Annotated in this window: 20 protein-coding genes and 1 pseudogene; 12 read left to right on the top strand and 9 right to left on the bottom strand. The window is 66.1% G+C overall.

Features of this window, described 5'->3' with window-relative positions; all coding sequences use genetic code 11:
- The first annotated feature begins 271 nt into the window (after positions 1 to 271).
- Positions 272 to 685: a VOC family protein gene (locus tag GVY64_RS35090; RefSeq protein WP_159850735.1), complete on the top strand. Its 414-nt coding sequence runs from the start codon at positions 272 to 274 to the stop codon at positions 683 to 685.
- 299 nt (positions 686 to 984) lie between these two features.
- Here GVY64_RS35090 and GVY64_RS37480 read toward each other — a convergent pair whose 3' ends face one another.
- The gene (locus GVY64_RS37480; RefSeq protein WP_201298305.1) at positions 985 to 1,179 is read right to left on the bottom strand and encodes a hypothetical protein; all 195 of its coding nucleotides are present in this window, start codon (positions 1,177 to 1,179) and stop codon (positions 985 to 987) included.
- Between the two features lie 681 nt (positions 1,180 to 1,860).
- Here GVY64_RS37480 and GVY64_RS35080 point away from each other — a divergent pair.
- From GVY64_RS35080 to GVY64_RS35055, 6 genes are all read left to right on the top strand, one after another.
- Positions 1,861 to 2,034: a hypothetical protein gene (locus tag GVY64_RS35080; protein WP_159850733.1), complete on the top strand. Its 174-nt coding sequence runs from the start codon at positions 1,861 to 1,863 to the stop codon at positions 2,032 to 2,034.
- A gap of 140 nt (positions 2,035 to 2,174) precedes the next feature.
- Positions 2,175 to 2,828, top strand: coding sequence for a TetR/AcrR family transcriptional regulator (locus GVY64_RS35075; RefSeq protein WP_236567497.1), 654 nt, complete (start codon positions 2,175 to 2,177; stop codon positions 2,826 to 2,828).
- Between the two features lie 60 nt (positions 2,829 to 2,888).
- The gene (locus GVY64_RS35070) at positions 2,889 to 3,749 is read left to right on the top strand and encodes a 3-hydroxyacyl-CoA dehydrogenase (RefSeq protein ID WP_159850731.1); all 861 of its coding nucleotides are present in this window, start codon (positions 2,889 to 2,891) and stop codon (positions 3,747 to 3,749) included.
- 26 nt (positions 3,750 to 3,775) lie between these two features.
- Positions 3,776 to 5,551 (top strand): oleate hydratase, encoded by a 1,776-nt coding sequence (locus tag GVY64_RS35065; RefSeq protein ID WP_159850729.1) that lies wholly within the window; start codon positions 3,776 to 3,778, stop codon positions 5,549 to 5,551.
- A 547-nt stretch (positions 5,552 to 6,098) separates the two neighbouring features.
- Positions 6,099 to 6,278, top strand: a complete 180-nt coding sequence (locus GVY64_RS35060) for a hypothetical protein (protein WP_159850727.1) — start codon at positions 6,099 to 6,101, stop codon at positions 6,276 to 6,278.
- Positions 6,279 to 7,096: 818 nt separating this feature from the next.
- Positions 7,097 to 7,690 carry an ABC transporter permease gene (locus GVY64_RS35055; RefSeq protein ID WP_236567496.1) on the top strand — a complete coding sequence of 198 codons (594 nt, stop codon included), beginning with the start codon at positions 7,097 to 7,099 and terminating at the stop codon, positions 7,688 to 7,690.
- On the opposite strand, the gene GVY64_RS35050 is transcribed toward GVY64_RS35055, so the two are convergent.
- Positions 7,627 to 8,019, bottom strand: coding sequence for a DoxX family protein (locus tag GVY64_RS35050; RefSeq protein ID WP_159850725.1), 393 nt, complete (start codon positions 8,017 to 8,019; stop codon positions 7,627 to 7,629). The genes GVY64_RS35055 and GVY64_RS35050 overlap by 64 nt on opposite strands.
- A 796-nt stretch (positions 8,020 to 8,815) precedes the next feature.
- Between GVY64_RS35050 and GVY64_RS35045 the strand changes: the two genes are divergently transcribed.
- From GVY64_RS35045 to GVY64_RS35035, 3 genes are read left to right on the top strand one after another with little or no spacing between them, the layout of a single operon-like run.
- Positions 8,816 to 9,598, top strand: coding sequence for a sigma 54 modulation/S30EA ribosomal C-terminal domain-containing protein (locus GVY64_RS35045; RefSeq protein ID WP_236567495.1), 783 nt, complete (start codon positions 8,816 to 8,818; stop codon positions 9,596 to 9,598).
- Positions 9,598 to 10,074: a pyridoxamine 5'-phosphate oxidase family protein gene (locus GVY64_RS35040; RefSeq protein WP_159850738.1), complete on the top strand. Its 477-nt coding sequence runs from the start codon at positions 9,598 to 9,600 to the stop codon at positions 10,072 to 10,074. Before GVY64_RS35045 ends, GVY64_RS35040 begins: the two co-directional genes overlap by 1 nt.
- Positions 10,075 to 10,087: 13 nt before the next feature.
- Complete coding sequence (locus tag GVY64_RS35035; protein ID WP_159850723.1) at positions 10,088 to 10,309, top strand: hypothetical protein; 222 nt, start codon at positions 10,088 to 10,090, stop codon at positions 10,307 to 10,309.
- A gap of 68 nt (positions 10,310 to 10,377) precedes the next feature.
- Here the strand turns inward: GVY64_RS35035 and GVY64_RS35030 are convergent, their stop codons facing one another.
- From GVY64_RS35030 to GVY64_RS38360, 4 genes and pseudogenes are all read right to left on the bottom strand, one after another.
- Complete coding sequence (locus GVY64_RS35030; protein WP_328821051.1) at positions 10,378 to 11,391, bottom strand: bifunctional aminoglycoside phosphotransferase/ATP-binding protein; 1,014 nt, start codon at positions 11,389 to 11,391, stop codon at positions 10,378 to 10,380.
- A 49-nt stretch (positions 11,392 to 11,440) separates the two neighbouring features.
- Positions 11,441 to 11,893, bottom strand: a complete 453-nt coding sequence (locus tag GVY64_RS38965) for a hypothetical protein (RefSeq protein WP_328821050.1) — start codon at positions 11,891 to 11,893, stop codon at positions 11,441 to 11,443.
- A gap of 338 nt (positions 11,894 to 12,231) precedes the next feature.
- The gene (locus tag GVY64_RS35025; protein ID WP_159850721.1) at positions 12,232 to 12,759 is read right to left on the bottom strand and encodes a flavodoxin domain-containing protein; all 528 of its coding nucleotides are present in this window, start codon (positions 12,757 to 12,759) and stop codon (positions 12,232 to 12,234) included.
- 745 nt (positions 12,760 to 13,504) lie between these two features.
- Positions 13,505 to 13,696, bottom strand: a pseudogene (locus GVY64_RS38360) (Ni/Fe hydrogenase subunit alpha); the annotation flags it as partial.
- 97 nt (positions 13,697 to 13,793) lie between these two features.
- Between GVY64_RS38360 and GVY64_RS35015 the strand changes: the two are divergent.
- Positions 13,794 to 14,093 carry a hypothetical protein gene (locus GVY64_RS35015; protein ID WP_201298304.1) on the top strand — a complete coding sequence of 100 codons (300 nt, stop codon included), beginning with the start codon at positions 13,794 to 13,796 and terminating at the stop codon, positions 14,091 to 14,093.
- 192 nt (positions 14,094 to 14,285) lie between these two features.
- Here GVY64_RS35015 and GVY64_RS35010 read toward each other — a convergent pair whose 3' ends face one another.
- Positions 14,286 to 15,734, bottom strand: a complete 1,449-nt coding sequence (locus tag GVY64_RS35010; protein WP_159850717.1) for an alpha/beta fold hydrolase — start codon at positions 15,732 to 15,734, stop codon at positions 14,286 to 14,288.
- Between the two features lie 254 nt (positions 15,735 to 15,988).
- On the opposite strand from GVY64_RS35010, the gene GVY64_RS35005 reads away from it, so the two are divergent.
- The gene (locus GVY64_RS35005; RefSeq protein WP_159850715.1) at positions 15,989 to 17,050 is read left to right on the top strand and encodes an acyl-CoA dehydrogenase family protein; all 1,062 of its coding nucleotides are present in this window, start codon (positions 15,989 to 15,991) and stop codon (positions 17,048 to 17,050) included.
- Between the two features lie 171 nt (positions 17,051 to 17,221).
- Here GVY64_RS35005 and GVY64_RS35000 read toward each other — a convergent pair whose 3' ends face one another.
- Entirely contained in the window at positions 17,222 to 17,881 is a 660-nt protein-coding gene (locus GVY64_RS35000) for an IPT/TIG domain-containing protein (protein ID WP_159850713.1), read from the bottom strand.
- A gap of 234 nt (positions 17,882 to 18,115) precedes the next feature.
- Positions 18,116 to 18,367, bottom strand: a complete 252-nt coding sequence (locus GVY64_RS34995) for a hypothetical protein (RefSeq protein WP_159850710.1) — start codon at positions 18,365 to 18,367, stop codon at positions 18,116 to 18,118.
- Between the last annotated feature and the right edge of the window lie 311 nt (positions 18,368 to 18,678).

Genomic DNA, 18,678 nt, shown 5'->3' with positions numbered 1-18,678 from the left:
CCTTCAACAGGGCCAAGCACTGGCGGGCGGTGGCCACTCGCTACGACAAACTCGCGATCACCTACCGGGCCGGATTCGTCCTGGCCCTCGTCGTTGAATGGCTCAAATCATTGGGAGACACGACCTAACATTCATCAGAACGTTTTTACCCTGCGAGACGACGACGCCTCGAGAATGAGACCACCCGCGTGACCTGGTCAGTGATGAGAACCGCCGCTGACGACGATCTCGACGGCGCCCCACCGACCGCCACGACGAGAAGGACGACACCATGGCCGGGCTGCTGAATTCCGCGCATGCCATCACCAAGCTCCCCGCTCAGGACCTCGATCGAGCGCGACGGTTCTACCGTGACGTCCTCGGGCTCGAAGCTATCGAGGAACGCGAGGGTGGATTGCGCTACGTGTGCGCGACGACGGAGTTCCACCTGTTCCTGTCGTCCGGGACCGCGTCAGGAACCGCGACACAGATCGGCTTCGAGGTCGATGACCTCGACAAGGTCATGGCCGAACTCCGGGAACGCGGACTGCGCTTCGAAACAGTCGATGTCCCCCGCTTCATGGTCCACGGCGATATCGTGACCGTCCCCAGCAACTACCCCAGCAAGGGCAACGGCGAGCGCGGCGCGTTCTTCCGCGACAGCGAGGGCAACTTACTCGCCCTCGGACAGGCGACCCGATCTTGACTCGAGACAACACTGCCGCGGCGTGCGGACGTCGACCACGCCCGTGTGGCCGATCAACATACCTGTCACTTGATCGGCCTTTCTGTCACCACATCTCCGCGGGTCAGCGGAGTGTCTGGGTGTCGTCTGCCAACGTCGTGGGACCACAACGTTGCCAGTCGTGGGACCACCTGCAGCAGGTGACCCACTCAGAAACATGTTCCAGATCTGCTATGCGGACCGATCATGGCGACGGCAGTTGAACGACCTGTGCCGATGTGCGGATGCATCCGCGGTGGCGGTCGCGGGCACGAGCACCGTCATCCTCCGGTCAGTCCCCATTCGCCGAGACCGCTGTAGACGCGGGCGACGCGGAACCGTGGCGCGTCGAAGCATTCTGCCACTCCCGTATGGATCGCGATCAGCGAATCCGGTCCTCGCCACCAGGTGTCGGCCAGGCCGCGCACCTCGGTCACGGGTTCGAAGGTGCTCAACGGCAGTTTCGTCGATCGCATCACCGCGAAGCGTGCTGATCCGCGGGGCGTAGGACGACGCATGATGGGCTAGCGCAAGCGATTCGATCCATCCTTCGATGCTCGCGTGCAACGGCACCCACCGCTCTCCGTCGATACCGAATTCTCCTGCGGGACCGATCGAGAACGAGTAGGCCATCGATACTCGCTGCGTCCCCGCATCGAACCACCCGACCCGTTCGACCGCGTCGACGGGCATCTCGGCGTACAGCATCTTGGGCCCGCCCTCATAGTCCTGAGACGGCGGCAGAACCAGCCCACCCCACCGCCGCTGAAACTCGACGACCCGATCGATCTGCGTTGCGGGAATCCCGATTTCGAACCACCGGTCCCGATACTCCTCCAACCGTGGACATTCACCACGAGCACACTGCGTCGAAATGAACCACTCGGCCCGACGCGTGAGCCGCTCGGACGAATCGATGACGGGCTGCAGATCCACGCGGCCGACAGTAACCGACTCGACAGTTCGCATGAATACCCGCTCATGCCGCATGTTGGCCGTTCGGGGCGGCGTCTCCCTGCCTGGACCGCGTCCGGGCTCCTGCCCGGTCCGATCACTTGGCGAGATGCGACCGCGCCCTGGCCTCAGTCGCTGGAGATCGAACGGGCTCTCATCACCGATCCGGACGCGGTCGGACTGCGCATCCAGGGTGCTGACGAATGGAACGTCTGAACATCGTGCTCTTCCGCGGTGGATGGGCAGATCTCGATGCCCTGGCCAACGGCGAAGTCGCCACGGAATGCTCGCAGATCACCAGCCCAGAGGAGTTCGGCGCCCTGCTCGACTCCGCGGTCACACGCTTCATGGAAGCCGGTCGGCCACCGGCCACCTGAGCGCAAGATCATCTACTCATGATCGCGCCTCCACCGAGGCCGCTGCAGCAACCAGATCGGCTGCCGGGCGGTTGCCCGCGACGATAATCGGAGTACAGTCAAAAATGAGCACGCTCGATTTTGGATCGGAGTGACATGGCATGATCTCGGTGCACGAGGGTCGGCGCGACCGCAATATGCGGGAGAAGCGCGAGCGGATCGCCGCTGCCGCGGCGCAGCTGTTCGAGGAACGCGGGTTTCTCGCGGTCACCACGCAGGAGATCTCCGAGCGGGCCGATGTCGCGGCGGGGACGCTGTTCCGGTACGCGGCGTCCAAGAGCGAACTGCTGCTCATGGTCTACAACGAGGAGTTCCGGCGGGCGGTCGCCGCGGGCCGGGAACGCGCGGCTGTCTCGGACGACGTCGCCGACGCGGTGACGAGGCTGGTCCTTCCGGTGGTCGAGCGCGCTGTCGAGCGCCCCGAGAACAGTGCCGTGTACCAGCGCGAGCTGCTCTTCGGCGCGGCGACCGACGTCCACCGGTCGGTGGGACTCGCGCTGATCGCCGAGTTGGAAGCGGCGATCGCCGATCGCCTGACCGCGGAAGCCGCCGCGCGCGGCCTGCCCGCCGACGAGGACCGCGCCCGGCTGGCGAGCGGCAGCGTCTTCGCCGTCACCCATCTCGCCATCGCGCGCCTGTCCACCGGCGCGCACCCCGGCCATGACATGACCGAGGACCTTCGGGCCCAGATCACGCAGATCGTTACAGGGTTCCTGACGTGGACCAACGGGCCCGATGCACATGCAGCCGAGTAGCAGGCCCATTGAGACAACCCGGAACGAGAGGGCAGACACCCTCACGACGAAGGAGAAGTGATGTCCGTAATCGAGAAGGTCACCGTCCTGGGCACCGGTGTGCTGGGCGCACAGATCGCCTTCCAGACCGCCTACAGCGGATTCGAGGTCACCGCCTACGACATCAGCGAGGAAGCCCTCGACAGAGCTCGGCACACCCTCGACGGGCTGATCCAGGCCTACAAGGCCGACGATGTCGCCGGCGCCGCCGACGGCAAGGGCGAACAGGCACTGAGCCGCATCACCCTGTCGGCGGATCTGGGCTCGGCCGTCGCCGACGCCGACCTGGTGATCGAGGCGATCCCCGAGGTTCTCGAACTCAAGCGCGACACCTATCGCAAGCTCGGCGAGCTGGCTCCGGCCGAGACCGTCTTCGCGACGAACTCCTCGACCCTGCTGCCCAGTGATCTGAAGGATGCCACCGGCCGTCCGGATCGCTTCCTGGCGTTGCATTTCGCGAACAAGGTGTGGCAGTACAACACCGCCGAGGTGATGGGCACCGCCGACACCGATCCGGCGGTCTTCGACGCGGTGGTTTCTTTCGCCGGCGAGATCGGCATGGTGCCGATTCCGGTCCACAAGGAGAAGGCGGGCTACGTGCTCAACTCGCTTCTCGTGCCATTTCTCAACGCCGCGGCCGCGCTGGCCGCCGGTGGTTACGCCGATCCGCACGACGTCGACAAGGTGTGGCGCATCGGTACCGGCGCCCCGGTCGGCCCGTTCCAGATGTACGACATCATCGGGCTCAATACGCCCTACAACATCCTGTCCCACGGTGACGCCGAAGCGCAGAAGCTCGCGGCGTGGCTGAAGGAGAACTACATCGATAAGGGCAAGCTCGGCATCAGCAGCGGTCAAGGGTTCTACAGCTACGGCAAGTGACCGATCCGACGAGCAAGGGGCACGACATGCGTTACACGAGTGGCAATTACGAGGCCTTCGCGCGGCCGCGCAAGCCGGCGAAAGTGGATGGGAAGACCGCCCGGTTCGTCGGCGCGGGACTGTCGTCGCTGGCCGGTGCGGCGTTCCTCATCCGGGACGGCCGGATGAACGGTTCCGACATCACCGTCTATGAGCGGCTGGCGCTGCCCGGTGGTGCCCTCGACGGGATCAAAGAACCGAAGCGGGGTTTCGTGATCCGCGGCGGCCGGGAGATGGAAGATCATTTCGAGTGTCTGTGGGACCTGTTCCGCTCGATTCCCTCCCTCGAGGTCGAGGATGCCAGCGTGCTCGACGAGTTCTACTGGCTCAATCGCGACGACCCCAACTATTCGCTGCAGCGCGCCACGATCAATCGTGGCCAGGACGCGCATACCGACAACCTGTTCGCGCTGTCGGATAAGGCGCAGAAGGACATCGTCGAAGTCTTCCTCGCGACCCGTGAGGAGATGGAGAACAAGCGGATCGATGAGGTTTTCGGCAAGGAGTTCCTGGCGAGCAATTTCTGGCTCTACTGGCGGACGATGTTCGCGTTCGAGGAATGGCACTCGGCGCTGGAGATGAAGCTCTACCTGCACCGGTTCATCCATCACATCGGCGGGCTGCCCGATTTCTCCGCACTGAAGTTCACCAAGTACAACCAGTACGAATCGCTGGTGCTGCCGCTTTACACCTGGCTGCTCGATCAGGGGGTCGTGTTCGAGTTCTCCACCGAGATCACCGATGTCGACTTCGACATCGATGCCGGCACCGGCCGCAAGCAGGCCACCCGCCTGCACCTCGTGCAGAACAGCGAACCGGCGACCGTCGATCTCACCGCCGACGACCTGCTGTTCATGACCATCGGCTCGCTCACCGAGAACTCCGACAACGGCGACCACCACACACCGGCCCGCCTCGACGACGGCCCGGCGCCGGCCTGGGATCTGTGGCGGCGCATCGCGGCCAAGGACCCGTCGTTCGGGCGGCCCGATGTCTTCGGCAACCACATCCCGGAGACGAAGTGGGAATCGGCCACGGTCACCACGGTGGACCGGCGTATTCCGGCCTACATCGAAAAGATCGCCCGGCGCGATCCGTTCAGCGGCAAGGTGGTCACCGGCGGGATCGTCACAGCCCGAGATTCCAGCTGGCTGCTTTCCTGGACAGTCAACCGCCAGCCGCATTTCAAGCAGCAGTCGCCCGACGAGATCGTGGTGTGGGTGTATTCGCTGTTCGTCGACGTGCCGGGGGATTACGTGAAGAAGCCGATGCAGGACTGCACCGGGGAGGAGATCACCCGGGAATGGCTCTACCACCTCGGAGTCCCGCTCGACGAGATCGATGAACTCGCCGCGACCGGCGCCAAGACCGTGCCCGTGATGATGCCGTATGTGACCGCGTTCTTCATGCCGCGCCAGGCCGGTGACCGGCCCGACGTGGTTCCGGAAGGCTCGGTGAACTTCGCCTTCATCGGCCAGTTCGCCGAATCCGCCGAGCGCGATTGCATCTTCACCACCGAATACTCCGTCCGCACCCCGATGGAGGCGGTCTACACCCTCCTCGACATCGAGCGCGGCGTGCCGGAAGTGTTCAACTCCACCTACGACGTCCGTACGCTGCTCGCGGCGACCAGCCGGCTGCGCGACGGCAAGGAGATCGGGCTGCCCGGCGGGCCACTGGCGCGCAAGCTGATCCTGCACAAGCTCGACCAGAACGAGATCGGTGAGCTGCTCACCGAATTCGGGCTGATCTCCGGCGAGTAGGCCGTTTCCCGCCGCGACACCGCCAGAACCTCCGGCGGTGTCGCCCTCGCCGGCATCGCGACCTGCTGCGCCCCCGTCGCGGTGCGGCGCTGGCCCAGTCGTGTTTGTGCTGCGCCGCTCTGCGCGATGTCCGCGCCCCAGTCGGTGGTCTACGCGCTGCTGTGCTGATCCCGCGAACGGGAGCACGGTGGCCGGGTCCGCTGCCGGCGTTGACCGGCCGTCCCGGCGCCGCGCCGAATGGCGGCGTGCCCTCGGAAAACGATCCCGTCGGCAACAATTCCCGTACCGAATATTTGTGACAACACATGAAAACATTTCCGACACCACGCTGCGACCGGCTTACCGCGAAAGCGTGAACGCGTTTCTATATCAAACTGTGATTGGCAGGAATTATTGCCTACTCGCCGGTAACTACCGGATTGTGTGCGGTGTATAAAGCGATCGCTCCTAATTGTTGCGAACGACTATGCGGTGATGTCGGTGCGTGTTCTGATGAGTCCCGTCCCGATCATGGGGCGAATCACATTGCACTACCGAGGATGACTGTATGACCTCCAAGAAGAATCGTTCGCTCGCCATCGCCGCCCTGGCCCTGACTGCGGCCGCCCTCGGCGCCGGCACAGCCTCCGCCGCGCCCACCACCCCCGCCACGACGCCCGTCGCCGGCTCCGTGGAGGTGTGCCTGCCGATCCCGGTCGGCCCGATCGAACTGAGCCTCTGCCTGTAGCAGACCGTTCTGAGCGGCGGTGGTGGTTGCCGCGGAAGTGCCACCACCGCTGCGGGTGGGCAAAAACAGCCGACAGCGGGCGTCGATTCCTGCCCGGCATGTCAAGCGGAAACGCCCCGCACGATCACCTTTGGCGTATCCGAGGTGCTCGGTCATCTCCGCTTCCAGGGTGGCTCATGACGCGGCGGGTCACCGCCGTCAGCGGCCGGCCCCGGTCAGCGACAGGCCCTCGTTGCAGGCTGTTCCACAAGTTCGTGCGCGATCCGGGCATCCAGCCCACCCTCAACAGCCCGGATTGTTTTGTCGTTCAGGGTGGTCCTCCCTCGCCGAAGCAGCGGCAGGTGACTTCGGCATCCTGCCGCGCGTGATTGCACCGGAAATCCAGGCTCGGCGGTGGGAATGAAGTTGGCGGGAAAGGTGACGCCGTCGCCGGTCCGCACCGTGGTCGATTCCAACCGATCGACGGCGACGAACTGCTGTCGTGGACATCGGGGGCCGACATGATGTCGCGGTCGGCGCGGCGGGCGTGCGGCAGTACTCGCTGTGCGGCGACCCGGCCGACCGGGGGCGCTGGCGGATCGCGGTGCTGCACGAACCGGACGCGCGCGGCGGATCGGCCTACCTGCACCGCGCCGCGCATCCCAGCTCGGTACTGCGAGTGTCACTGCCGCGCAATAACTTCGAACTCGTGGGTTACTCGTCAGTGGGGCGGGGCTGGGCGGCTCGCGCCTTTCGCCCGCGTGCCCGCGTGGGCAGTTCCGCCCTGCCGGTACGCGGCCGGCCACACCGGCTCGGGCGAGCGGTGAGACGAAGACGCGGTGAGCAACTACCCGGAGGCGATGCGTGAGGCATTGCGATCGAACGATATGACCTCCGCGGCGGGCTATCTCGGCTCCAGCGTGTTCGGCCTGTTGCTGCCGCTGCTGGCGATGTTCTTCGGCGCGACCTTCGATGCCCGTGCCATCGCAGGCGATGAGGAGTCCGGGTATCTGGATCTACTGCTGGCGTATCCGGTCAGCCGCACCGGCCTGGCACTCCAACGATTCGCTGCCCTGGCCACCGGTGCCGTCGCGATCGGGGTAGCAGTACTGCTGGGCATGGTGGCGATTCGCTCATCCGCCGAACTCGATTCGATCAGTATCGGTGAGTTCGCGGCGCAAAGTCTCCACCTGACGGTGCTGGCGATCGTCTTCGGGGCTCTGGCCATCGGCGTCGGCGCTGTCACTGGAAGGCGCGGCCCCGTCCTGGCCGGAACGGCGGGAATCGGAATACTCGCCTACGCCGCCAACAGCCTCGCCGGTGTCATCGGCGCCACCGCACGGTGGCGCCCCTCGCCGCCTTGCCCGAATCAGCCGGTGAAGGACTCCGGGCCGAAGCGTCCCCAGGCCACGAAGGCGGCCAGTGCGAGGTAGACGAAGTTCAGCGCGACGTATTTGTACTGCTCGTAGCGGGCGTGGGTGATCATCGCGCCGATCATCAACAGGATCCAGCAGACGGCTGTCACCGGCACCATCATCGGTGCGATGTCGAGCGCGGCGGGCAGGATCAGTCCGGCCGCGGCCAGAAGCTCGAGGACCCCGAGAATCCTGACGAAACCGGCGCTTGCGTGCTCGGTCCATCCGCCGCCGGATTTCGCGCCCAGTTCGTCCAGCTTGTCCTTGGGCATGAACGTCTTGGTGGCGCCACCGAACAGGGCGAGGGTGGCAAGCAGCCCGGCGACGATCCAGAGGGCGAGGTTCATGAGCTTCTCCTTCAGGTGCAGGCGAGTCGGGCCCGTCCTCGTTCCGGCCGAGCCGTTCATCGCCGACAGGTCGCCGGACGATGCCGTTCGCGGCACCGCTGTCGGCTTCCCGATGGTGTGACTGGTCGGCCATGAGACACGGCCGCCCCCGCGCGTGTGACACCACGCTGATGTGATGTGCGTCATGACGCGCACTGCCTGGCGGCGAACGCGCCCGGCGCCAGGGCGGCCGAGAGGGAGCGATCCTCGATGCACCACATTCTCGGTGGCTGATCTGCATCACCCGCTAGATCTCCCCGTTCGCCCACCTCAGCGCCGTACCCGACACCGCACGGAACTCGCAAGCGCCGCGCTCACCGCCATCGCCACCGCCATGGCGGTACTCGGGCTGTACGGCTACGCCCGCCGCGACCTGAGAGGTTGACCGACTTCCACCGGCGTCCCCACGATCGAGACACCGGGGTGGTGGGAACGTTGCGGTCCGAGAGTGTCCAGTCGCGATGCCACCGCACGACGAAGAACGATCGACACTCCGGCAACCCAGCCCAGAAACCGCCACGGTCCGCCACGCCTGCTCACCCCCACACGGTAAGCGCGGCGGGCGCCGGCCCTCATCCCTGTGCGGGCGTCGAGCCGGGAAGGGACGCCGAACCGCCTTGGAAAGCCGGATAACCGGTGGATCAGTTGATTGGGGATATGTGCCCCGGCGTCATGGACTTTCGGCTCTATGTGTGGAACGGCTGCCCTTGATGGCATGAGAGTCCAGTCCGAACGTCCGAGAAAGTGAGGCCGGCCCGTGTCGGTGATCGAGCGACTGTCGCCCCCGATCGATCCGGTGATGGCGATCGAAACACGTGGGCACGTGGTGGATTGCGAAACGAGTCGGCTGACTCGAATGCTGACCCGGGTGCTGCGACGTCACCACATCACCGCGCCGGCGCGGGTTCGCTTGTCCGTGCGAGGCGTGGGTGAGCCGGCTCTCGTGCAGGTCAACGTCCCATTTCTGGATGCGCCGACGCGGATTCAGATCAGCGGCCCGCGTGGATTCGTCGCCACCTTCGCGGCGGAGCGACTCGACCGGAAATTGGCCCGCCTGGCGGGGCGAGGAGAATCGCGGTACTGGCCCGACCCCGCTCGGCTGCCGCTGGCGCTGGTGTCGCGTGAGCGGCCGATCGTGCGACGCAAGGTCTGCGACCCGATCGTCACCGACCTAGCCGAGGCCGCGGGGATCATGGACGCGATGGACTATGACGCTCATCTGTTCGTGGACGACCGGACTGGTGAGGATGCCGTTGTCTTCTGGGCAGGGCCGTTCGGAGTGCGGCTGGCCCGGCAACATCAGGTGCACTCACAGCAGTCCGCAACACTACCGATGTTCACCGTGCAGCCGCGACCAGCACCGCGCCTGACCGACCAGGAAGCCGCCGCCCGGCTCTGTAGGTACGGTCTTCCGTTCTTGTTCTACAACGATCCGCGCGGATGCCGCGGGCGACTGATGTATCGCAGGTACGACGGGGATCTGGCAGTCGTCGTGCCTGCGGGGTCCGAAGTTCGCGATGCGGCGAAAGCGCTGTCGTGATGGAACCCGGAACCGGCGACGACGCGCTGCGTGATGTCGTGGATCTCGACCGCGCCGAGGCGCTACGCCTGTTGGCGTCCGCCCCGCTCGGCCGAGTCGTATACACGCGCAACGCCTTGCCTGCGATACGTCCGGTGAATCATCTGGTCGATGGGGGGCTGATCGTAGTGCGCACGCGTCTCACCTCCCGGTTCACCAGCGCCGTGCGCGGCAACTCTCCCGTGGTCGTCACATACGCCGCTGATGACATCGACCCGGTCCGGCGCGTCGGATGGTCGGTGTCGGTGACGGGATTGGCGCATACGGTCACCGATTCGGTGCGAATCGCGCGATATGAGCGGTTGCTCCAGCCGTGGGTCGAAGGGGTGATGGACAGCGTCATCACGATCGAGCCCGATATCGTGTCCGGGATCCGTCTGGTCGAAGGAAAACCGGCCGCGATCGATGTCGTCGGTCCATCCGGTGCCACAGTGTGAACTCTGCACCGGCATGACGATATGGATCTGGGCCAACGCCGTCGGCTGGATCGCCGGACTGACCGCCTTCATGGCGGTCACCAGCCCACTCTGGCGTGCCGGGCAGTCGGCGGCGACCACGGCGGTGATCGGTGCGCTCGGTGGTGTCGTGATGGCGGCGGTGATGGCAGCGATGACGGGGGCTTTCCTGGTTCGCATCCTGAAGCCGGGGCATCTCCGGGCTGCGGTCGCGTAGCTCGAAGTCTGCTTGCCGCCGACGAGGCCCCCGCGTGTATGCGTCGCGATCGGCCCGCGGACGGTGCCTCACCCAGGCAGGACGGCGTCGTAAGCCGGCGCCACCGCTCCGCGCCAGGCCCGTAGCGCCGTGGCAATCGATGCCTCGATCGGCTGCGTGGTGTCGAGCGTGATGGCCTCCGGCCACGGCGCGGCTGTGGCCGCCAGAGCCGCCGCGATCGCGGGAGTGGCCTCGGAGTCGCTCTTGGGCCTGGCGGCGATGCGCTCGGCCGCGACAGTCGAAGGGCAGATGCATCGCAACTGTACAAGATCACTGTGCGTGTCATCGGCAAGGGCGACGGCGCGGGCACGCTGGTCGGAGTCTGTCCAGCTGGCGTCGAGGACGACTGGGATCCCCTGCTCGAGCCGCTCTCGGGCCTGTTCCAACATCCGTGAATACACGAATGCCTTCGCGGCGGGCCGATAGGCGCCCGCACCGAAGACGCCTGCGGCGCCGGCAACGGATCCCGCAGCACGCAGCTCGGCGCGGACAACGTCGCTGGAGATCGTGACGGCCCCGGTGGCAGCGGCGAAATGAGCCGCCACCGTGGACTTTCCGGTGCCGGGCAGGCCGCCGACGAGCGCGAGACGGACGGCGCCGCGCTCGAGGTGCTCGACGGCGAGTTCGAGATGCCGCTCGGCGCGCCCGGCAGCTTCCAGGTCGCCCTGATCGGCACGGATGCGGTCGGTCTTCGCCCGGACCATCGCCCGATAGGCGATGTAGTGGCGCCGAAGCGACGCAGGAGGCGAATCGCCCGCGGCGTGCAGGTAGTCGTTCAAGAACGAGTCGGACTCGACTGAATACCCCGGGAATTCGAGATCCATCGCGAGGAAGGCGGCATCGTCCAATCCGTCGACGAAGCGCAACTCGTCGTCGAAGTCTAGGCAGTCGAGAATGCGGAAGCCGTCCGGCTGCACGAAGATGTCTTCGGCGAGCAGGTCTCCGTGGCCGTCGACGACGCGGCCGTCGGCGATGCGCTGTGCCAGTAGGGCGCTGCGGCCGTCGATGAAGCGCATCGCCAGATGTTCGGCGCGGGCGAGCATGTCGGATTTGTCCGCCAACCGGGGGTCTTCGCGTAGCGGTCGCAGCAGGCTATTCCATCGCCGGCGTGCCGGCCCGGTCGATCTCGGCGCCGCGCCTCGCGCCCGCGTGGAAGTGCGCCAGCGTCTGCGCCAGCGCGCACAGATCGGCCGCTTCCCGTGTCGGGTCCGCGAGCGCGGTGGACAAGCGCAGCTCGTCGGGCATCCGGCGCATGACGATGACCGGTTCAGCCGCGCCGCCTCCTGGGTCTGTCAGATGGGCGAGACCAAGATAGACGTCAGGTGCTACCCGCTGATTCAACTCCAGTTCGCGGGCGCACGCCCGTTCCCTGGCCTCCGGTGTGCCGAAGTCGAGGAAGTCGGTGACAACTGGTTTCTTGACCTTGTAGGCACGGTCTCCACAAAGGACGACCAGCCCGGTATGTGTCTCGCGCAATTGCGCGAAGGTTGGGTGCGGGTGGGTCGTCGTGCCGGGGGCGGTGGGCAGGACGGCGTCGTCGGGCATGGCGACTCCCTCTCGGTGACGAGTGAACTGCCGGATCGGTTGGTTTCCTAGCGGGAGGCGAAAGCTCCCGGCACGGCCAGTCTCGCAAGAATCATCCCGACGACCTGGAGGTGGAACGCCTCACATTCGTGTACCAATGTCATCGGCACGATGACCTCCAGCGTGGTCCGCTGGGACTTCCACGGGTGCGAGGACCTAATTCCCAGTACCTGAGAGGCGGCCGACTCTGCTCCGGTCGTCCGCGAACAGGCACCTTGGAGCGGGATCAGCTCGGCGACCGAACGATGAGTACCGGCCCTTTCGCGGCGTGCAGTACCGCCTGACTCACCGATCGCAGATCACGTATGGTGCACGATCCGATCGAGTTCGGTATGCGCGGTGCGCCTTGCCCAGACACGTGCGCAGTCCAGCTCGCCGGGAGAGAGGGGTCCGGTCGTGCCTTCGACGATGAAATCCACCGGCTGGTCGGCAAGAGAGTAGCCCAATCGACGCAGCCGTTTCCCGATGCCGCGCGCGGCCGAGCCAGACAACCAGGGCGGTTTGGCGACCTTGGTGCCGAACGCCAACGCGCGGTGGCCGGCCGACACCGCCGGTGCGCAGTCGAGCCATTCTCGTACGCCGAAGTCGGTCGCTATCGGGGCGTCGGTGAGCTTCGCGGCGTCGCGGCGCGTCTGCGGCCGGCTGAGCCCGAAGGCGTGGGTGGGACCGCCGACCACGAGCAGATGGAGCGCCGGTCCGCACACTTCCGCCGCTGCCAGCACGTTCACCACTTCTACCTCTGCATACTCACTCAGCCCCTGCGCGATGGCCTCGGCGACCGCCGCCGTGTTGCCGAACATTGATTCGTAGATGATTCGCGCGCGCATGATGATGTTCTCCTCTGCGCTGTGCCCGGGTGAGGACTCCGACGATAGTGCGACGGAGAGCGGCCCGAACAGAGTCGAACCGACCATCGCCAGGGGGACCTTCGCCCCGTGATGGCGATGCCTCTCGTGGCCGGTCCCGTTTCCGGCGAGCCGTTCGGCGGTCGGTAGGCGATGCTGAGGCGGTGCCGGCACGTTTGCTTCCGGGACTGGGGCAGCTCGACAGCACCCCCAGCCGAACGGCTGCACCGCTTGGACACAATCCACCGACCAGCAGAGCGAGCACCCCGGGCGGCGCGGCGTACCGATCGTGGTCGCGCATCGCCAGCGCGACGGCGGTCAGCAGGCGGTGGTGGACTCCGGGCCGACCGACAGCGGCCGGGAAGCCGCCGGCGCAGGGTAGGCCGCCAGCGGTCCGATGGCCGAACTGTCGGGCCGGGGAATCGTCTTCGCGATGCCTCGGATCGAACACGAGCTGCGCGACGCCCTGGACGCTTCCGGCTGACTTCGAAAATCGGCGAGCGATACTGGCCGAGGCCGTCGACTGCTTCACCTCCGGAGGCCGCTCGTCGGCTCGGCCGTCCGCAACCGTGTCGTGACGGCCTCGACCGCGCGGGGAACGGCGGCGGCGACCGGCTCGGACAAGCCCGTACCCAGATCGAGACAGGCTGCGTCCACGGTGATGACGACGATTCTGCCGGGGAGTCGGCCGAGGACGCGGCCCAGTGGCAGCGCGTCCTGGATACCGTGAGACGACGCGCCGCAGGTCGTTCTCCATCGCCGCCTTGTTCTGGGATGTCGGCGGGATGATCGTCGCCGAGCGAACGACTCCTCGATCGTCGATCTCGTATCTGTGGTAAAGCAGCCCCCGGGGCGCTTCGCTCACACCGTGACCGATACCGGCGCGGGGTGCGACCGGAACCGCGGCGCGGGCGGGGCGGCGGGCAGTCGCCCGGCGGAGTCCAGTTCGTCCAAGACGATCGCACCATCGCGAACCTGCGGACCGATGACGCGGTAACCGTGCCCGCGCCACGCTGGTGCTGCGCAGCGACTTGGATATACCGGGCGGGCGGCCGTTCGATCCGCGCGGCCCGCTACCCCGCGCGTTCACCGAAGGTGTGTGGGGATTCCATCTGACAGAGCTGCCAGGTCTTCGCACCCGCATGGTGGTTCGGACTGTCGGCCGCGACGCGCCTCGCCCGCTCATGGCCGTCATCGATACCTTGTTCGGCGAGCCGGCCCACCTGATCATGCAGCTACGTCAATATTTCTTACCGAGCCGCTCGACCGCAAAGCCGAAATCCGTTGCTACCTCCGTGATAGAGATGGCAACCTGATCGCGATCGGCCAATCCACCGGCATGCTCGAAGGGGTCTTTGCCGACCGCCGAATCGTCGGTGCGAATGACCGATGACCGACTCCCGCGGCAGGGTTTGCATCGGTCTGGTCACCACGGCGACCGACTCGAGTTCGTCGCTGCCGAACTGAATGACCCACCGCGCGAACATCTCGGCTGGGCGCACGTCGTGCTACCGAGCGAACCGAGCGATGTCCTCGGCAACGCGCTCTGGTGCTTCGAAAGGGAACGCGTGACCGAGCCCGGGATAGATCAGCAATTCCGAACCGTTGATGTAGCGATGTAGCACGATGGAGTTGGCAGCGGGTTCTTGCTCGTCGTTCTCCGCGCCCACGATGAGGGTGGGCATCCGCAGGGCCGGCAGGCTGCCGACGACGTTGGTGGTGGGGTTGATGAGCCAGTCGATCATCGCGGCGCGTTGACGGTTGAGGCCGGCGAGGTTCACCCCGACCCTGTCGGGGCGCAGGCCTGTTCGTCGACGCCACGCTGCCAGATCGTCGGGGTGGTCGCTGAAATACAGGGGAATGACCTGGTCGGCAGGCGCAAGCGGGTCGAACGCGGGCATGCCTCGGACCAGACTGGGCAGATCGGGTAGCACCTGCTGTGCCCCGCCGGGGCCGGTACCCATCAGGACGATGGCGCCGACGTCATCGGGATGGTCCACGGCCATGCGTTGCGCGACGAATCCTCCGAGGGAGAAGCCCACCACGGTAGGGCGGCCCAGGTGGAGCGCCTGGATCAGGGCTGAAGCCTGATCGGAGAGTTGAGGGACAGTCGAGATGGCCGAAGAGCCGGCCGGGGTCCGTCCCACGCCGTCGGAGTCGAAGATGACGACGTGATTGGTCGCGGCCAGGCGGTCGAGCAGTGCGGGATCCCAGTCGTCCATGCTGAATCCGAGACACGGGGTCAGTAGCAGGGTGGGTCCGTGTCCGAAGCTGCGGTAGGCCATCGGCAGCCCCGCGACGGTGACCATGTGGGTGGGTGCCGTCAGCGACGGCGACTGGTCGAAGTCACCCGCCGTTGTCGATTCGATGTCGGTGTGAGCAGGCTGACGGGTCGTAGGAGCGGCGTCGGCGGCGGTGGGCGCGATCAGCAGCATGCTGGTGGCCAGTGCCGCCACGACGGCCATGGCGGCCACCGAGCGTCGCGAGGCGGGCTGGTCGCGGCGGGGCATCGTCCCGCTGCCGGGCGATGCCGGAGTTGGCTGCGGCGGGTGGTGAGCGGACATGCGGGCTCCTTGCGGTTGCGGGATGGACTGAGTGGATGTGCTGTGATGGGCGCAGGCGTGCTGTTCAGCCATCACGTCCGCTGCCTCTTTCGGTCTGAGTGGTCGTCCACGCGTATAGGAGATGCCGGCGGTCCGGAAGGATTCACAGCGGCTTCCGCTGTCATCTGCCAGGAGAAAGCCGAAGCGGCGACCATATCGTTGTGCTGACACGCGCAGCCGGTGTCGTACCGATCGTGCTGCGGCGGTGGTCAGTGCTGTCGGTTCCTCATCGAGGGTGCGTCTGGTGGCTTGCCGAACTGGACGCTTGGGGAAAGTGGTCCGACTATGGACGAATCGACGAATGTCTCGCGTGGCAGGCCGGCCGAGCCGTGCCGCTGAGATCACGAACGCCACGCCACGCCGAATCCGTCGACGGTCGTTGAGTTCGTTTGCCGACTCGGCGCGGCATAATCCATCGACACCTTGTGGGAGAAAAACCGACCGACCGACTGTTACCCGGAGGCGGCTGACGCTGCGGTTTACAGCCCGTTGATACACGTTTCGACGACCGAGAGACCGAACAGCTTGCTGCCGACCGAGGCATGACTGGCAGATCCACCGAATGACGACTCGAACCGCGCCGATCGATGATTCGGAGAGGAGTGATTTTGAGTTTCACGGGAGTCGACAGCGAGGATGCTGTCGCCGAAGCTGTCGTGAGCGTGCTCGAACGCGAGAATGCGCGAGATTTCACACTGTGGCCGAAACTCGCCGAGTCCGGCTTGCTCTCGGTCGCATTGCCCAAGCGCTGCGGCGAGGATACGGGCCTGCTCGAGGTATCGGCGATGCTCACCGAGCTCGCCGCCGACGCTGTACAAGTGCCGGCATTGACGACATTCGGCTTCGGAGTGCTACCGCTGGTAGAAGCCGCTCCGAAAAGTCTGACGCAGCGAATTTTCCATGCTGTAGCGCAGGGCGCGATACTTACTGCCGCGCTGAACGAGCCCGATGCACCGTTTGTGGCGACCCCGAGAACAGTGGCGGTGATCGAGGGTGGGTCGGTGCGGATCACCGGTCACAAGGTGCGTGTCCCGTATGCCGGGTCTGCGCGCTGGATTCTGGTGCCTACGGATTGTGGTGTGGCCGTCGTGGATTCCTGCGCAGCTGGTGTCAAATGTGTCCGAAGTCCCGGTGTGAGTAGTGCACCGGAGTATTCGGTGTACTTCGAGCAGGCCGAGATCCCAGCAGAGCAGCTGTTGATCGACGGCGGCGCGACGTTGCAGCGGCTGGCGGTGGCAACAATCGGGTCCGTCGCCGACGGGTTGCTCAAAGGACTGCTGAGGGTGCTCACCGAACACATCCGGATCCATCGTCGGTTCGGGCTGGCGCCCGCCGAGGTCCGCGCGGCAAGACGAGAGTTCGAAGAGGTCCATGACGTGTCGCGGCTGTTGCAGACAGCATCGCGGTCGGCGAATCAGTTGCTGTCGCACCGAGACGACCATCCCGGGTACGACGAACGGGTCCGCGACGAGCTCGGGACGCTCGCTCACTGGATCACAGCACAGCTGCCCGCGGCTATGAGTAAATGTCACCGGCTGCACGGCGGTCCCATTACTGCAGAGCCGTTCCGCCGCTACTACGCACAAGTCGAGGACCTGGTGCGCTGGCTCGGCGATGACTCGTTCCCGATGTTCTCTGCCCTGCGGAAGGCCGAGTCCTCCCGGGCTTGACCAGCCGCAAGTGCGGAAAACGGGAGACCTCATGGTCGGCCGTCGACCCACGCCGTGGTCCGCACTGCGGCCTGGTGATGGCAGGGCCCGCCCGGACCGCAGCGAGCCCTTGCTGGGGTCCCGGGCCGGGCCGCCGGCAACGACTTGCCGACGGCCCGGCGGCATCACCTGTCAGGCGTAGGTGTAGCTGACGCCGTTACAGGTTCCACCCGCGGTGATGACGGTGATATCCACCGTCCCCGTCCCGGGAACAGCGATCGCGGTGATCTGCGTATCGGAATCCACGGTGAAGTCGGATGCCACGATGCCGAACCTGACCGATGCGCCGGTAGCGAGACCCGTCCCGGTGAGGACAACCGTGTTCCCGCCTGCTTCGGGTCCCGACGTCGGGTTGACCGAAGTCAGAGTGGGAACCGGAACATAAGTGTAGGACACGCCGTTGCTGATGCCATTCGGTACGGTGACGGTGACCTGCACCGTACTCGTTCCGGCAGGGGTGAAAACAGCTATCTCCGTATCGGAGTCGACGGTGAACGACGTCGCCGGCGTGCTTCCGAACGTGACCGCGGTGACTCCGGTCAGGCCGCTCCCGTTGAGGTAGACGAGGTGTCCGCCTGCTTCGGGCCCCTGGAACTGGAAGATCGACGCCAGTGCAGGGACATAGGCGTAGGAGAGCCCCTCATCGCGGGCGTCGTGATAGGCGCGACGGAACCCCTGCCGCGGACGGGTCTTTGCCCAGCGGCGAAGCCACGCCCGCAACGCGGCATCAGGATCGGAGGCGGTATGCGCGGCTGGTGGCCGCCGTTGGGTACTGCGGTGCTGCCCGCTCACCCGGCAGACGGGCTTGACGTTGCCGTCGGCGGCACCGATTCGACCAGGCCCGGATGTGGTGGGTGCAGCCAGGCTCGCCAGCTGCGGACCCGGTAGTGGTCCAGAGGAGCATCGTTCTTGGCCTGCTGGAGCGCTCTTCGATGCGGCAGCTTCAGGCGGACTCAGGCCAGATCAGCGTGGTGGACCGGCACGGCCCATAGCAGACGGAGTAGGCGATCTCGGGAGGATTGGTGATCAGGATTGGTGATGCTGCGCCGGGCCCGCAGCCAGTGCCCGCGGCCGGTTTCCCAGCCAGTGCAATCGCGACGAGCGCACGTTGTTGCGCACGCCGTTGATGTCCCAATCGGCCCGCCGCAGCCGCAGCGTCCCGTCAGGGCTTACTTGGCCAGCGTCCACCCATACTTCCCCCTCCAGGGCGGCCGCGACCAACCCGGTCACGTACTCCAAGGGTCCGGCCTCGCGGATCTGACCGCGCGAACCGGCCACCGATCCCAGCATGCAGCGATCTAGTCCGTAGCAACGCCATCCACAACAAGGCCAGCACACTGCTGAGCCGGGTGCCGTTGCAGAACTCCAGCACGAACCGCCTCGTCGGCGGTCACCGCACTCGGCGAACATGCGCCAGTCTCCCGCCCTGATGGCGCAACCTAATCAGCAGCAAAGCCGCGACGGGACTGTGGATCTAACGGTGTTTGCGGCTTGACGCGCTGAACGATGTTCAGCGGGAAGGTGCCGTGATGACGACACTTGGTGCCGTGGCGAGGGAGAAGGCCGAGGCGTCGGCCGAACAGCTGGCG

Origin of the sequence: Nocardia sp. CY41 (genome assembly GCF_009829325.1) — a bacterium.
Classification (GTDB): Bacteria; Actinomycetota; Actinomycetes; order Mycobacteriales; family Mycobacteriaceae; genus Nocardia.
This window is presented reverse-complemented; position numbering and strand designations above follow the sequence as displayed.

Excerpts from the sequence above, each read along its gene's own strand:
- GVY64_RS35040 (WP_159850738.1), top strand. The coding sequence starts at position 9,598 with ATGGAACCCGGAACCGGCGACGACGCGCTGCGTGATGTCGTGGATCTC.
- GVY64_RS38965 (WP_328821050.1), bottom strand. The coding sequence starts at position 11,893 with ATGCCCGACGACGCCGTCCTGCCCACCGCCCCCGGCACGACGACCCAC.
- GVY64_RS35065 (WP_159850729.1), top strand. The coding sequence starts at position 3,776 with ATGCGTTACACGAGTGGCAATTACGAGGCCTTCGCGCGGCCGCGCAAG.
- GVY64_RS35025 (WP_159850721.1), bottom strand. The coding sequence starts at position 12,759 with ATGCGCGCGCGAATCATCTACGAATCAATGTTCGGCAACACGGCGGCG.
- GVY64_RS35075 (WP_236567497.1), top strand. The coding sequence starts at position 2,175 with ATGATCTCGGTGCACGAGGGTCGGCGCGACCGCAATATGCGGGAGAAG.
- GVY64_RS35080 (WP_159850733.1), top strand. The coding sequence starts at position 1,861 with ATGGAACGTCTGAACATCGTGCTCTTCCGCGGTGGATGGGCAGATCTC.
- GVY64_RS35070 (WP_159850731.1), top strand. The coding sequence starts at position 2,889 with ATGTCCGTAATCGAGAAGGTCACCGTCCTGGGCACCGGTGTGCTGGGC.
- GVY64_RS37480 (WP_201298305.1), bottom strand. The coding sequence starts at position 1,179 with ATGCGATCGACGAAACTGCCGTTGAGCACCTTCGAACCCGTGACCGAG.
- GVY64_RS35030 (WP_328821051.1), bottom strand. The coding sequence starts at position 11,391 with ATGCTCGCCCGCGCCGAACATCTGGCGATGCGCTTCATCGACGGCCGC.
- GVY64_RS35090 (WP_159850735.1), top strand. The coding sequence starts at position 272 with ATGGCCGGGCTGCTGAATTCCGCGCATGCCATCACCAAGCTCCCCGCT.
- GVY64_RS35035 (WP_159850723.1), top strand. The coding sequence starts at position 10,088 with ATGACGATATGGATCTGGGCCAACGCCGTCGGCTGGATCGCCGGACTG.
- GVY64_RS35060 (WP_159850727.1), top strand. The coding sequence starts at position 6,099 with ATGACCTCCAAGAAGAATCGTTCGCTCGCCATCGCCGCCCTGGCCCTG.
- GVY64_RS35050 (WP_159850725.1), bottom strand. The coding sequence starts at position 8,019 with ATGAACCTCGCCCTCTGGATCGTCGCCGGGCTGCTTGCCACCCTCGCC.